This is a genomic window from Ferruginibacter sp. SUN002 (genome assembly GCF_050611725.1).
In the GTDB taxonomy this organism is placed as follows: Bacteria; Bacteroidota; Bacteroidia; order Chitinophagales; family Chitinophagaceae; genus Ferruginibacter.
Genome location: NZ_JBODJB010000001.1, coordinates 652,080 through 666,775, shown reverse-complemented (window position 1 = coordinate 666,775; position 14,696 = coordinate 652,080). Strand labels below are relative to the sequence as shown.

General features: G+C 37.0%; 14 protein-coding genes. 6 read left to right on the top strand and 8 right to left on the bottom strand.

Translation table 11 applies throughout. The features are described 5' to 3' along the window. Nucleotides 1-2 precede the first annotated feature (2 nt). Entirely contained in the window at nucleotides 3-992 is a 990-nt protein-coding gene (locus ACQ33O_RS02910; RefSeq protein WP_430994055.1) for an aspartate-semialdehyde dehydrogenase, read from the bottom strand. Nucleotides 993-1,318: 326 nt separating this feature from the next. Here ACQ33O_RS02910 and ACQ33O_RS02905 point away from each other — a divergent pair, with 326 nt between their 5' ends. The 6 genes from ACQ33O_RS02905 (at nucleotide 1,319) to ACQ33O_RS02880 (ending at nucleotide 7,980) form a co-directional block, all read left to right on the top strand. Further along, the gene (locus ACQ33O_RS02905) at nucleotides 1,319-3,973 is read left to right on the top strand and encodes a lamin tail domain-containing protein (RefSeq protein WP_430994054.1); all 2,655 of its coding nucleotides are present in this window, start codon (nucleotides 1,319-1,321) and stop codon (nucleotides 3,971-3,973) included. A 79-nt stretch (nucleotides 3,974-4,052) separates the two neighbouring features. Continuing rightward, the gene (locus ACQ33O_RS02900) at nucleotides 4,053-4,694 is read left to right on the top strand and encodes an MgtC/SapB family protein (RefSeq protein ID WP_430994053.1); all 642 of its coding nucleotides are present in this window, start codon (nucleotides 4,053-4,055) and stop codon (nucleotides 4,692-4,694) included. A 94-nt stretch (nucleotides 4,695-4,788) separates the two neighbouring features. Next, nucleotides 4,789-5,940 carry a hypothetical protein gene (locus ACQ33O_RS02895; protein ID WP_430994052.1) on the top strand — a complete coding sequence of 384 codons (1,152 nt, stop codon included), beginning with the start codon at nucleotides 4,789-4,791 and terminating at the stop codon, nucleotides 5,938-5,940. A 12-nt stretch (nucleotides 5,941-5,952) separates the two neighbouring features. Next, nucleotides 5,953-6,870, top strand: coding sequence for a hypothetical protein (locus tag ACQ33O_RS02890; protein ID WP_430994051.1), 918 nt, complete (start codon nucleotides 5,953-5,955; stop codon nucleotides 6,868-6,870). Nucleotides 6,871-6,892: 22 nt separating this feature from the next. Continuing rightward, nucleotides 6,893-7,321 carry a hypothetical protein gene (locus tag ACQ33O_RS02885; protein WP_430994050.1) on the top strand — a complete coding sequence of 143 codons (429 nt, stop codon included), beginning with the start codon at nucleotides 6,893-6,895 and terminating at the stop codon, nucleotides 7,319-7,321. Then, complete coding sequence (locus tag ACQ33O_RS02880; protein WP_430994049.1) at nucleotides 7,318-7,980, top strand: hypothetical protein; 663 nt, start codon at nucleotides 7,318-7,320, stop codon at nucleotides 7,978-7,980. Before ACQ33O_RS02885 ends, ACQ33O_RS02880 begins: the two co-directional genes overlap by 4 nt. Before the next feature lie 11 nt (nucleotides 7,981-7,991). Here ACQ33O_RS02880 and ACQ33O_RS02875 read toward each other — a convergent pair whose 3' ends face one another. From ACQ33O_RS02875 to ACQ33O_RS02845, 7 genes are all read right to left on the bottom strand, one after another. Beyond that, nucleotides 7,992-8,693, bottom strand: coding sequence for a sulfite exporter TauE/SafE family protein (locus tag ACQ33O_RS02875; RefSeq protein WP_430994048.1), 702 nt, complete (start codon nucleotides 8,691-8,693; stop codon nucleotides 7,992-7,994). Further along, on the bottom strand, nucleotides 8,683-9,480 hold the full coding sequence (locus tag ACQ33O_RS02870) for an urease accessory protein UreD (protein ID WP_430994047.1): 798 nt from the start codon (nucleotides 9,478-9,480) through the stop codon (nucleotides 8,683-8,685). The genes ACQ33O_RS02875 and ACQ33O_RS02870 overlap by 11 nt, the downstream gene beginning before the upstream one ends. Nucleotide 9,481: 1 nt before the next feature. Then, nucleotides 9,482-10,117 carry an urease accessory protein UreG gene (gene ureG / locus ACQ33O_RS02865; protein ID WP_430994046.1) on the bottom strand — a complete coding sequence of 212 codons (636 nt, stop codon included), beginning with the start codon at nucleotides 10,115-10,117 and terminating at the stop codon, nucleotides 9,482-9,484. Nucleotides 10,118-10,268: 151 nt separating this feature from the next. Then, on the bottom strand, nucleotides 10,269-10,955 hold the full coding sequence (locus tag ACQ33O_RS02860; RefSeq protein ID WP_430994045.1) for an urease accessory protein UreF: 687 nt from the start codon (nucleotides 10,953-10,955) through the stop codon (nucleotides 10,269-10,271). Then, a complete protein-coding gene (gene ureE, locus ACQ33O_RS02855; RefSeq protein WP_430994044.1) occupies nucleotides 10,948-11,448 on the bottom strand; it encodes an urease accessory protein UreE in 501 nt (166 codons plus the stop codon). Before ureE ends, ACQ33O_RS02860 begins: the two co-directional genes overlap by 8 nt. A 4-nt stretch (nucleotides 11,449-11,452) precedes the next feature. Further along, entirely contained in the window at nucleotides 11,453-13,174 is a 1,722-nt protein-coding gene (ureC, locus tag ACQ33O_RS02850) for an urease subunit alpha (protein WP_430994043.1), read from the bottom strand. 46 nt (nucleotides 13,175-13,220) lie between these two features. Continuing rightward, a complete protein-coding gene (locus ACQ33O_RS02845; protein ID WP_430994042.1) occupies nucleotides 13,221-14,696 on the bottom strand; it encodes a M28 family peptidase in 1,476 nt (491 codons plus the stop codon).

Below are 14,696 nucleotides of genomic sequence, written 5' to 3'. Positions count from 1 at the left end.
TTTTACAATAATCCTTTCTCATTCAAATACTCCGCAATTTGTACCGCATTGGTAGCAGCACCTTTACGTAAGTTATCGCTTACCACCCAACAGTTAAGCGTATTCGCTTGCGATTCATCACGACGAATACGACCCACGAAGGTTTCATCTTTTTCATGAGCAGTTAATGGCATTGGATAAATGGCATTTGCAATGTCATCTTGTAACACTAAACCTGGAGCAGCAGCCAATAAAGCTTTTACTTCTTCAACATCAAAATCATTTTCAAACTCAATGTTCAAACTTTCGCTGTGTCCGCCAATTACCGGTATACGTACAGTCGTTGCTGTTACTTTAATGCTATCGTCACCAATGATCTTGTTGGTTTCTTTGATCATTTTCATTTCCTCTTTAGTGTAACCATTATCAGTGAATACATCTATCTGAGGAATAACGTTTAAATCAATTTGATATTTATAAGCCATTTCACCTTTAACACCTTTTCTTTCGTTGAATAATTGGTCAACTGCTTTAACGCCGGTGCCGGTAACACTTTGGTAAGTAGATACTACTACCCTTTTGATTTTATATTTTTCATGTAATGGTTTCAACACCAATACCATTTGAATAGTAGAACAGTTCGGATTGGCGATGATCTTATCATCAGCCGTCAACACATCAGCATTCACTTCTGGCACTACTAATTTTTTAGTAGGGTCCATACGCCATGCGCTTGAGTTGTCAATTACTGTAATGCCAGCTGCTGCAAATTCAGGAGCAATTGCAAGAGACGTACCACCTCCGGCAGAAAATATAGCAACAGCCGGTTTAGCTGCAATTGCATCTTTATAACCAACGATCGTGTATTTCTTTCCCTTGAATTCAACTTGTTTACCAATTGATTTTTCAGACGCAACCGGGATCAATTCCGTAACCGGAAAATTTCTTTCGGCTAATACTTGCAACATTTTGCTGCCAACCAGGCCGGTGGCCCCTACTACAGCTACTTTCATTTTTTTGAGTTTTTGTTTATTGTGATTAAAAAATTACGTCTTTAAATTATCTTGCCTTTACTCCCCTTTAGGGGATGGGGGCATAAAAATAAAGCCTTCCGTTTTACTGGAAGGCTGTGAATATTGTGGAAACAAACAAAACACTATTAACCCTCCTGCTGAGCAGAACGTTTCTTCGTAGTGGTTGTGTGTTTGTAATTCAATTTCATGCCGCAAAAGTAGGAACAAATCTATTATCAGCCAAAAAATCAAGAAAAATTATTCATAGATAAAACTCTATAGCTATGCGATAAAACATTTATCTTTAAAGACTAAGTTTTACTGTTATGATGAAAAAATTGCTTCTTTTAGTGCCTGTTTTTGCAATATCTGCAATGTGTACATTTGCTCAGTTTACAGAAAATTTTACTGATGGAGATATTACCACAAATCCTGCATGGGTTACAGGTAACGCTGCAGATTGGGTAGTAACAGCGGGACAGCTACAAAGCAATAACACTACAGCAAGCAGTTCTTTCTATTTAAGTACTCCCAGCATATTGGCTACTACGGCACAATGGGAGTTTTATACCAAACTTACTTTCAATACATCTTCTACCAATTATGTTGATGTATTCTTAATAGCATCGGCAACAGATCTTTCTGCAACAGCAACCAATGGTTTTTTTGTGAGAATTGGTAATACGGCCGATGAAATTAGTTTATATAGAAAAGACGGAGCAACTAGTACAAAAATTATTGATGGAGTTGATGCAACAACAAATACAAGCAGCAACACAATACGGATCAAAGTAATTCGTGACGCTTCAAATCAATGGATATTATCTAGAGACCTTACAGGAGGAACAAACTATACAGTAGAGGGATCTGTTACAGATGCAGCCTATCCAACATCCAATTCATTTGGCTTTTTTGTAAAACAAAGTACTGCGTCTTTTTTCCAAAGACATTTTTTTGATGATATAAATGTTCAAACTTATGCGCCTGATGTTACTGCTCCAGTTATTCAGTCTTCAACAGTTTTATCTTCAACAGCTTTAGATGTTTTGTTCAATGAGCCTTTAGATGCAACAACGGCCAATACAATTGGAAACTATTCTGTAAACAATAGTATTGGTGCACCGGCCACCGCTGTTTTGGATGGTAGTAATTCCGCCTTAGTGCACCTAACCTTTACCGGTAGTTTTGCAGATGCAGTTGCCAATCAGTTAACAGTAAATGGCGTAAAAGATATTTCCGGCAATGCGATCAGCAACGGAACAAGCGCATTCACTTATTTTGCTCCATACATTCCTAAACAGTATGATGTTGTGATCGATGAGATCATGGCTGACGAGTCGCCTGTTGTAGGGCTTCCTGCAAGAGAATGGATCGAATTAAAAAATACTACGACCAAAGCGATCACGATAACAGGTTGGAAAATTAAAGATGGCACCGGAATCAGCGGTGCATTCCCTACATATACACTGAATCCGGGAGCATATGTAATTCTTTGTTCAAGTACGGCGGCTCCGGATCTAGCTACATATGGGGCAACATTATCTCCCACCAGTTTTCCGGGGTTAACAAATACCGGAGAATTATTGACATTGGTTAACGAACTTGGTGAAGTGATGCATGCAGTTAATTATAGTTTAGCCTGGTATCATGATGCAGCAAAAGAAGATGGCGGATGGACAATTGAAATGATCAATACAAAAAGTCCTTGTTCCGGTATTTCAAACTGGAAAGCAAGTACGGATATTAAAGGAGGAACTCCCGGCGCTATAAATTCTGCAGATGGCGGTACGCCGGATGCAACAGGCCCCAAACTTTTAAGTGTTTCTGTTACCGATCCAACACACATCACCTTGTATTATGATGAAACTTTGGATAGCCTGAAAGCTGCTACTATTGCAAATTATAGTATAACGGGAGGTATTACTGTTGCCTCTGCTGTTGGCGTTGGTCCTTTATTTGATGCAGTGAATATCACTTTAGGAACAGCTTTATCTACCGGCGTGGCATACACGATAACTGCAGCTTCTGCGATAACGGATTGTTTAGGAAATGCGATTGGAGCCAATAATACGGCAAACATATTTTTACCGTCGCCGGCGGCTAGGTTCGACCTAGTTGTAAACGAAATTTTATTTAATCCCCTACCATCTATTAATGCAGAACCTCCGGGTGTTGATTATGTAGAAATTTATAATCGCAGTAATAAAGTGATAGATCTTGGTAAAGTGTATATCACTAATCGCAGCAGTACTACGGGTAAAGTAGGCACATTGGTTAAGATCAGTTCTACAGGTAGATTGATACAACCCGGCGAGTTTATTGTTGTTACGGAAGATCCTGCAGTAGTGCAAAGAGATTTCGATGTAAAAAACGCTGCTGCTTTTATAACACTTTCAAGTATGCCGTCTTACAGTGATGATAAAGGTTTTGTGATCATCTGCGATATTGATACAAATATTATTGATGAGATCCGCTACACAGAAAAATGGCATTTTAAACTGATAGACAATCGTGAAAATGTTTCGCTTGAAAGAATTAATTACAATGATACCTCCTTAGTTCAAAGTGAACAGGAAAGAAATTGGCATTCTGCTGCAAAGAGCCTTTATCCGGGCTTTGGTACACCAACTTATAAAAATTCTCAAAATGGAGCCGACCAGCTAGTACAAGGAGAGGTGTCTATCAGCCCTGCAGTGTTTTCGCCGGATAATGATGGAAGAGATGACGTTGCTACGGTGAATTATAGTTTCCCTACGCCGGGCTATGTAGGTAATATCACCATTTTTGATGCAGCAGGTAGGCCTGTACGTTACTTGCAAAAAAATGCACTTTTAGGAATGACGGGATTTTTTAGGTGGGATGGCTTAGGCGATAAAGGTCAGCAACTGGCTGTAGGTATTTATGTTATTTATACAGAAGTATTTAATTTGCAGGGGAAGAAAAAATCTTTTAAAACACCGATCGTTTTAGCAAGACAATAAATAATAGTAGTTGTCTAAACCTACTAAACTATGCAGTAAGCAACAAGTTTTTGTGCTATAACTGCTAAACCTTTCTACAATGGATATTACAATTTATTTTGAAGAGGCTGCACAGGTATCTTTCGCATTTGTAATTGGTGCAGTTATCGGACTCGAAAGAGAATTCAGAAGTAAGCCGGCCGGGTTCAGAACAATGATATTGATTTGTGTAGGCTCATGCCTTTATACAATTTTATCGAAGGAAAGTGGTGATAATAGTCCGGACAGGATCGCAAGTAATATTGTAACAGGCATTGGTTTTATTGGCGCAGGTGTAATTTTTAAAGAAGGCATTTCTGTAAACGGACTTACTACTGCAGCTTTGATATGGATCACTGCGGCTCTCGGTATGGCAATAGGGTATCACAATTATCCTCTTACAATTGTGGTGGCGGGTATGGTTTTGATCGCTTTGTTTGTTTTGGAACCGGTACAAAGGTTTATTAACAGATTGCATCGGGTAAAAGATTATCGTATTCACACAGTATCCATTCCTCCAAATTTTAAATATCAGATAGAACAATTTTTTATTGAACATGATATGACATTCAGGTGTATGAAAGTGATCAAGGAAGATAGTGATGCTATCTACATTTATCGAATAGGATCGCCTGATAGAAATTACGACGCCATTAATCAATTTTTGCTGAACCATGTAGATGTAAGAAGCTTCGACGTCTGATTCGGTTTTCCCGTTTAACACATTTTTTACACAGTAGTGCATAACCTCCATTACACCGAAGGTTATTTAGTAATTTTATTGCTAAATTAAACCTATGGTGCTGCGTAATTTGTTGAAACGTTTTTACTTGTCAATCATGCTGTTAAGTGTAATGAATAGTTATGCTCAAACAAGCCTGAAACTAAAGTTTAAAAAGTCGACCGTTTATGCCGGGATAGAAGTGGGTTCAAAAGGTATCAAAATGAGCCTTATAGAGATCAATAACAAATCTGTTACCAATGGCGAATATAATTTACTGAAAGACACCTCAGTAAATACCGATTTTATTTCTTTTTCACAAAGCACCTTTGATGCAACTTTAAAAGGACTTACCGAACTCTACAATGTTGCCAATAAAAAAAATGAGATACCATCCGACAGAATTTTTACGGTTGTAAGTAGCGGGGTGAAAATTCAGGCAGAAAAAGAAAATAAAACGGATCGTATAAATGCATTGATTGATTCTTTTAAAATAAATATTGCCGATCCTAAAAGAAAAGTTGAAGTGATTGATGTGGTCGATGAAGCAAGATTATCTCACCTTGGCATTGTTCCTGAATCTAAACGGTACACAACCTTTTTAGTTGATATCGGAAGTGGAAATACAAAAGGTGGTTATTTCCCCAATGGTAATACCGATGAAATGAAACTGTTTCAATTAACATGGGGAACAAAAAGTATTGCCAATGCAACAGAGAAAAGATGTGATCAAGATTTGAGCATGAGCAATTATAACAAGCAATTATTTCGTGTGCTTTCCGGCACACCCAATTCAGAAATTACTTATGCTATTAATGTTAGCGGCGCTTATAGCATGAGTGATAATATTGCATTCAGCGGTGGTATTGCCTGGTCTGTGGCAAATTTATTGTATCCGGAAATGATCGAAAATTCTGTTGTGCCGGTTACATACGATGAAGTACAAAAGTTCAGTGAAAAGCTGGCCAAGAATTATTCAGACTTCACATCAGATGCCATTGTTAAAAAAATAACCGATAAAGCACTCGATAAAAATTTGATTGGCGCAGAAATCAAAAAAATTAACAATGTGTTTGATCAAAAGGCATTGTTAGCCGGTACGGGGTTATTGTTAAAGATCATGAGACAGTTTGAGGGCATTTATGAAAAGAAACAATTCTATTTGGTTAAAAACGGACAAGTTGGTTGGATCTCGGCATACGTTGATGAGAATATCATCGGTAAATAATAAGCAAACAATATGAAGGATACTAAATTTTATCCGTTACTCACCATATCAATAGTGTTGCTGCTTGCTTCGTTTATAATGCTGTGTTTTTTAGGATACAATTTTTATACAAAGTCGCAGGAAGAAAAAGAATTGGCTCTTCTTTCCGGAAAGAAAAATAGTACGAAAGTAAATTACTCTAAGGATTCATTACAAAAAGTTTACTCAGCTACAGTTGCAAAGTTTCAGATCGATAATTCGACAGATTCAATTTTATTGCAGTCAGACTCTTCAAGTGTTAATTTAGATTCGAAGCTTACTGACTATTTTAAGTTAAGAAACGAAATTGCCCTGCTTTTGAAAGGCAATGCTTCTATTGCAGATCTTAATCTTGCAAAACAAAAAATAGATGAACTGCAATTGAAAGTAGATGAGTTGAGTAACAGAAACACAGATATTGAAAATGAAAACAAAAGATTAAATTCATTACTTGCTCAATACACAGCGAATTCAAATAACAAACAAACAGCAGATAATATCAACAGAACTCCGGTAGAAAAAACCGGCGGGGATGTAATTTTTGCAGCATCTGAGTTACGTTTATCAGCAAACAACGGAAATAATGTTGAGGTTTCTGATGCTGATGCTACAGAAAAAATCACAGGGTCATTTGCAGTAAAAACCAATACTAATCTTAATAATGCAGAGTTAATGGTTGTGGTATTACAACCAGATGGAAGGGTTCTAAAGAATGCCTGGGAGTCCGGCATATTCGATACCAATGAAGGTAAAAAAGTTTATTCCCGTAAGATCAAATTCGATTATTCGAAGGGTGAAACCAAGCGACTTAATTTTACATTAGATACAGATAATGCACAGAAAGGTAATTATATCATGCAGCTTTATAATAAAGGAAAATTAATAGGTAAAACCGTTAAAGCCGTTTCCTGATCATTTCTTCTAAAACATTTCAATGGCCAGAATTAATCCCGATGTAGATATAGTGATGGACATCTTGAAAGCTACACTGGAAGCCAACCCCACATCAACCTTTGTAAGTAGTTTATTATTCCAATATCAGGAAAGAGGCGGCTTAAGCAAAAAGCAATTAGAGGGTTTGCAACATAAAGCACTAAAAGTGCCGACCATTCCCCCGGGTAAAATGGCTACGCTGGAAGCAATCATTTTAAAGAAGCCTACCAAAGAAAGAGCTCCGGCAAAAATCACGGCACCGATTTTTACAAAAGATACAGTATTAGAAAAACTGCTAACAGATATTTTAGAAAAATATCCGCAGCATAAAAGGGTATTGTTTTTAAAAACTAAGTTCGATAATAATGAAGCGATTGCTGCAACGGAGAAAGCAGAGGTTGAGAAGTTTCATAAACTATTGATCAAATGAGAAGGCAATTTATTTATTTACTGCTTATGGTTTCTCTTGCATCTTGCGTTAGCAAAAAGAAAGGTGACAGAAAATTCTATACAGAAGGCATTGAACCAAATGTTATTTTGAAAGACAGTATTTTAACTTTCAAATATAAACTTGATATTAAGGATACCAACATTGTTAATACCACCAATAGAAAAATTGATGTATTATTTAATGGTATCGATGATTTTTTGAAAGGACCTAAGGATAGTGGGGTAAACTTTGATACTGAGTGCATGATGTGTGAGCCTATTCAGGAATTTAGAAATGGGTTACTATTTGCAAAGCGTTTACTAATAACACCAAGGGAAATAAAATTTTATAAATCAGATTTTAATATTTCTGATACAGCCGGAAGAATTGACACAAAAAGCTATTATGGAGAAAAAAGGAAAGTGCAATTTAATTTTGGTGAAGGAGAAGGATTGATTAAATATATCGGACAGTCTTGTTACGATGCAGATTTTAATAATGTCAAGTTCTTTTTTGATAACGGAGAAATAAACATACAGAACATAATCAACGCCACTTTTTTTGAATACGATTTAGATAAGAATGGAGAAAAAGAACAATATGTATTCGGCATAAGGAATTGTACCCAAGAAATAGTTCTCTTAAGAATTACTAAATAACATACAAATAATTACCAACCCATAAACACCATCCCTGCTCCACAAATAAAAATAGTTAATCCACCAATTGCATGAACATACCGTTCTATTTTTTCGGTTTTTACAAACGCAATTCCAAAGTAACCTAACAGTACCATTGTGAGCATAGTTACTAAAGTAAAGAAAGTATAAACTGCAATCAACAATAACATTCCCCACCAGCTATTTTGTGCAGCGGGAAAATAAAGTAAAGGTATCATGGGTTCACAAGGGCCAAGTAAAAAAATTATAAACATTACCCAAGGCGTTACTTTATGTCTTTCACTTGGAGTTATTGCTTCACCATGACGATGTTCATATACATAAATATCCCCTCCATCTTCCAAATCAAAATGTTTGTGCGGATTATTTTTATAGGCTCTGTACAAACCCCAGATACCGTAGAAGAATCCAAATGTTAGCATGACCCAACCTGCTATGCCGCCTCTTACACCTTCCAGAAAATTTATTTTTGACAAACTCCAACCAATTGCCGCACCCCCCAAACCTAGTAACACAGAACTCCAGATATGTCCGCAACCACAAATGATCGTCCAGCCGATTGTTTTAGTTAAACTCCAATTTCTAGATTTTGATAAAGCTACGAAAGGAAGATAATGATCTGGTCCTGTTACGGTGTGTAAACAGGCAACGGATATAGCCGTGATGATCAATATTCCCATTTCAGATTGCATTGGCTAATATTTTGTATGAAGAAATATAGCTTGCAATATATTTTAAACAATCATGTAGCTGTTCGGCTTTTTGTCCCATGATCCTTACGATCAACCCTTTAATAGATAAAGCAGAAACACCAAACTCAATATCCTTTTGCTGAGATAAATGATGAGTAATAAAATCATTCATTGCATTCAGATCAAGATCATTATTTATGACGATCAAACTTCCCTGATGCGTATGCCCTTCTAATTGCCCTATAGCATTGATATTAATTGTTGATGGTTCGATCAACAGATTTTCTTTCACAACTAATTTATTGTTGAGATATATTTCCGTAAGACTATGATATTTAGAAAATCGAAAAATTTCACCGTTTAATTTTCTTCCGCAGGTAAGAATTTCTCCAAAAATTAAGCTGTTGTTGTTAGATAAATAAATTTTGTTTATCGATGTAAAATTAGACTGTTTCTGTGGTACAGCCGGGTGCGGTAAAAAACAAAAAGCAGCATTGTCTGCAAGATGAATATCTGTTTTTTGTATTGCTCCTTGTTTCATATTGAACAATCGTTGATACGATTGTGTAAACAATTGTAACGAAGCATTTTCTTCAACAGAAATTTTTAAATTGTATTCATCGCCATCTAATATTCCGGGAGATGAACTCATCAACATTAAATGTAATTGTGCTTGAGTTTTATCTTCAGTTATGTTCATCACTTTAAAGGGTGGTGAAAAATAACATCTACCTAAATGACTAATGCCATTTCGTGAAACAGCTTGTATATCCAGATCTGCTTTCAAATTATCTCCAAAGTTTTGGTTCGTTTACTTCTTCCAGCAATGCATACTTTTTTATCCAACCGATCACAATATCCAAACCTTCCAGGCTCATTAAATTGGTAAATACAAATGGAGAACCGCTACGCATTTTACGGGCATCTCTTTCCATCACACCAAGGTCAGCATTTACATAAGGAGCCAGATCGATTTTATTAATAACTAACAAGTCGCTTCTTGTAATCCCTGGCCCACCTTTACGTGGTATCTTATCTCCTTCCGCAACATCAATTACAAAAATGGTAAGGTCTGCTAAGTCTGGACTAAAGGTTGCTGATAAATTATCGCCGCCACTTTCAATAAAAATAATTTGAACATCAGAAAAACGATTGGCCATTTCTTCCACCGCTTCCAGATTCATACTGGCATCTTCACGGATAGCTGTATGAGGGCAACCACCTGTTTCAACACCAATGATCCTTTCAGCAGGCAACAAACTGTTTTTTGTTAAAAACTCTGCATCTTCTTTTGTATAAATATCATTTGTGATCACACCAATGCTGTAATCTTTAGCCATTGCTCTTGATAGCCTTTCTATCAATGCTGTTTTTCCGGAACCAACCGGTCCGGCTACACCAATTTTTATATAATTTCTTTCCATAATTTTTTATCGATGGCATGAATGCCATGGCAATTCTTTTTGATATCAACAATTGTTTTTCATGGCATCATCGTTGCGTCGCACTCTTGTGCAGTATATCAATATTCACCGTTTTAATTTCTAACAACTCATAATTCTTAATTCATAACTCTTAACTCATATAAAGTCTTGAATACAATTTCTCATGTTGCATACTTCTGATATCAAAGCCCGTACAACACAACCCAATCAAATTTTTATCGGGCTCTAATGTGTTCTTCACAAGATCTTGTATCAATGATTGCAATGAAAATAATATCTGTTGCCCATCTTGTTGACCAAGCGGAATAAGCTTTACACTGTTTGTAACAAAACCCACAGCAGCATTATAATAAAAGCCATGCAATGCATCTTCTTTGCTGATGCCTAATGCTTGAGCATAAATGCCAAATACAATACAATAATGACCCATAGCACTTTGTGTTTGCATTGCCTCTTTGTATTGATCAGCAATAGCGCTTTTATAAATTGGTTGAAATATTTTCATTAATCGAATACCCAGCTTGTTACTTGCCTGTCTCATTTCTAAAGGAAGTTTTACTGCGGTACATTCAACGTCTAACTCTAATATTTTTTCTATATCATTGGCTACAGCAGCGTCATAAGCTAATGAAACAACAGCTGCATCTGTGTATTGCAGATTTCTTGTAAGCATTTCTGTAATGAATTCTTTAGCAGTAGCACCATTTTTTATAATACCATTTTGTACATATGTTTCCAGTCCGGCAGAATGAGAAAATCCGCCGATAGGTAATGTAGGATCTGTTAGATGCAATAAACTGAGTAAAGCATTATTCATTGGTTGTGGTCAGTTTCAATATTTTAGAAAACAAAGTTTCGCTGCTGCCATGGGGCAACACAGTTGTTTTTAATGGTTGTAATAATTTTCTTTTATCTACTTGTACATTATAGCCTTGTGCTGTCAATAATTTATAGATTGGTTGTTCGAAGGGGATTAATAATTCATCATTTTCATAAAACAAGGGTAAATGTTTGTTGCCGATCTCGTAACAAATACTCGCCATTTCAAACATTGTGTTTGGCTTAATGACAAGTACGTCACATCCTTTTATATCAACCACAATAATTGTTGATTCGTCTTGATAAAGAATATCTCCTTGGGTTAGTTGTTGATTTTCCTGTAGAAATTTTAATACAAGTTCAATACCCGTCTGCGTTTTTTTATGCAATATCCTTTTGTTCGTTTCAAACCATTCCAATTGCAAATGATCAATTTTTTGATTATTTATTGTAAATGAATTGAGGTTGCCAATTTTTTCTTTGATGATCATATTTCTAAAATAAAAAATAACGTTGCGCCAATGGCAACACTTTCATTGGTTCACAAGTGATCACTTCGCCATCAACTTTTACTTCATAATTCTCAGGATTCACATCTATTTGTGGGGTAGCATCATTATGTATCAGGTCTTTTTTGGAAATGTTGCGACAGTTTTTTACGGGTAGAACCATCTTCTGTAACTCATATTCTTGCACAATATTTTTTTCTAAAGATAATTTTGACACAAATGTTGCACAGGTTTTATGCAAAGCTTTTCCGTAGGCGCCAAACATATGTCTGTACACAACCGGTTGCGGCGTTGGAATAGAAGCATTGGGGTCTCCCATTCTTCCGGCGATGATCATTCCGCCTTTAATAATGAGTTCGGGCTTTACACCAAACATGGCCGGCTTCCATAAAACCAGATCGGCAATTTTGCCACTTTCAATTGAACCAACATATTCCGAAATGCCATGAGAGATAGCAGGGTTGATGGTATATTTTGCTACATATCTTTTTGCTCTGAAATTATCATTTTCTTTTCCTGCATCTTCGGGTAAGCTTCCTCGTTGTACTTTCATTTTATGAGCGGTTTGCCAGGTACGTGTAATTACTTCAGATACTCTGCCCATTGCCTGTGAATCAGAACTCATCATACTAAAAACACCCATATCATGTAAAATATCTTCTGCAGCAATGGTTTCAGGACGAATACGACTGTCGGCAAAAGAAATGTCTTCAGGAACATTTTTATCTAGATGATGACAAACCATCAGCATATCTAAATGTTCATCAATCGTATTTACTGTGAATGGCCTTGTTGGATTGGTGGATGATGGTAATACATTTGGGTACATGGCCGCTTTAATAATATCGGGAGCATGTCCGCCACCAGCACCTTCTGTATGGAAAGTATGTATCACTCTTCCGTTAATGGCGCTGATAGTATCTTCTAAAAAACCACCTTCGTTTAACGTATCGGTGTGTATGGCGATTTGTATATCATGCTTATCTGCAATTTTTAACGATGCATCAATAACAGCAGTTGTACTACCCCAGTCTTCATGAATTTTTAATCCCAGAGCGCCTGCTTCAATTTGTTCTTCAAGTGGTTCTAAACTTGCACAGTTGCCTTTTCCAAAAAAACCAAGGTTCATTGGAAAGGCTTCCGCAGCTTCTAACATCTTTTGAATATTCCATGCACCGGGAGTAACTGTGGTAGCGTTGGTGCCATCTGCCGGCCCGGTACCACCACCGATCATTGTTGTAATACCACTAAATAATGCATGGTCTATTTGTTGCGGACAAATAAAATGGATATGTGTATCAATACCTCCGGCTGTTGCTATCAAACCTGCACCACCGTGCACTTCTGTACTGGCACCGATGATCATGTTCGGGGTGATGCCATCCATTGTATCCGGATTGCCGGCTTTACCGATGCCAACAATTTTTCCGTCTTTGATACCAATATCGGCTTTTACAATACCCCAATGGTCGATGATCATTACACTGGTAATAACAAAATCGAGCACACCTTCTTTTCGTGTAGCCGTTGCCGATTGAGCCATACCATCACGAATAGTTTTGCCGCCGCCGAATTTAGCTTCATCGCCATAAACGGTATGATCTTTTTCTATTTCTATAATTAACTCTGTATCACCCAAGCGAACCTTATCGCCGGTTGTTGGGCCATACATGTTTGCATATTTGATACGGTTGATCGATAAACTCATTCTGTTAATTAAATTTTTTGAATTAAAAAATTATTCATTCGGCAAATCATCGTTCTAAATTGAAATCAGCTTCCAATGCAGGTTTAACAGGCGCATTGGCAACTTTCCAACCTGTTCTGTATATCCACTGTGTCATTTTAGTTAATTTCTTATAGTCTATATGCGATGCTTCGTCCATAGGTGTATGATATTCACCGTGTAACATTGTGGTATAAAATATAGATGGAATACCTTCTCTTGCATAAGGTAAATGATCGCTTCTGAAATAAAATACTTCAGGATGTTCGGGCTTGTCCCAAAGTGTATCTAATTTAAAATTGGGGCCTTCTGTATTTGCATCCATTGCCATTTTTACCAGTGCTTTTGAGTTAAGATGTGGTTTTTGTGATCCAAGCAAAGCCGAACTATCGGGATTGTTTCTACCGATCATATCTCCATTCAACACTGCTACGATAGATTCTTTGGATACAGTTGGTCTCAATGAATACCATTTTGAACCTAATAACCCACGTTCTTCCGATCCGTGAAAAACAAAGAGGGTACTACGTTTTGATGGTTGTTTCTTGAATGCTCTTGCAACGGCAAGCATGGCCACACACATACTTCCATTGTCGTCTGCTCCGTTATAGATAGAGTCTTGCCCCTCGGCCATCCTGATACCATCATGATCTATATGTCCGCTGAATAATACATATTCTTTTTTTAGTTTAGGATCTGTTCCTAGAATTTTACCAACTACGTTTACAGATGGATATTCAAAACTTTCTACACCAATGTTAGCGGATAAGGTTAATCCGGATTTCTTAATAAACTCCAGTTCTTTTTTATGTAACCAGATATACGGAGTTCTCGGTTGTACAGTAGCGTTAGGTCCGCCCTCTACATCATATAGTCCTCTTGTTAAGTAAGGAAGATTTTCAGCCCAACTGTCTTCACCAATATCATCTGCAATGAAAATAATAGCAGCAGCACCTTTTTCGAGTAGCCGTACGGCATATTTTGCAGAAACATATCCCAGATATCTTCTATGGGGCAGAGATATATCCAAATCTATATCATCTTTCGATACCTCAATTGCTACTGCTTTTCCTTTAATGTCGATTCCATCCAGATTACTATTAGATTCCGAACCAATAAAAACAACCGGTGCCGATACACTTGCAGGAGCGATCAATGTTATCAAAGCCTCATCCCACAATTTAAAAGAACGATCGCCGATCTTAACACTGCTACTTGGTAAAACTCTTCTTCTGATCAATGAGAAGAACTGAAAAAACGTTCCATCGTCTCCGGCGGGTTGCATTCCTGCTGCTTTAGCTTTATCGGCCAACCACATAGCTGATTTCAATTCATCCAATGTACCTGCTTCTCTGCCTTTAAAATGGTCAGACGAAAGTTCATACAGATCTTTTTTCAGATCTACTTCACGAATGGCTGTTATCCCACTTTGCTTTTGTGCAGATACATTGAAAACAAAACAGAGATTTATTGCAAGGCAAGCAATGGTTTTATTGTATTTCAT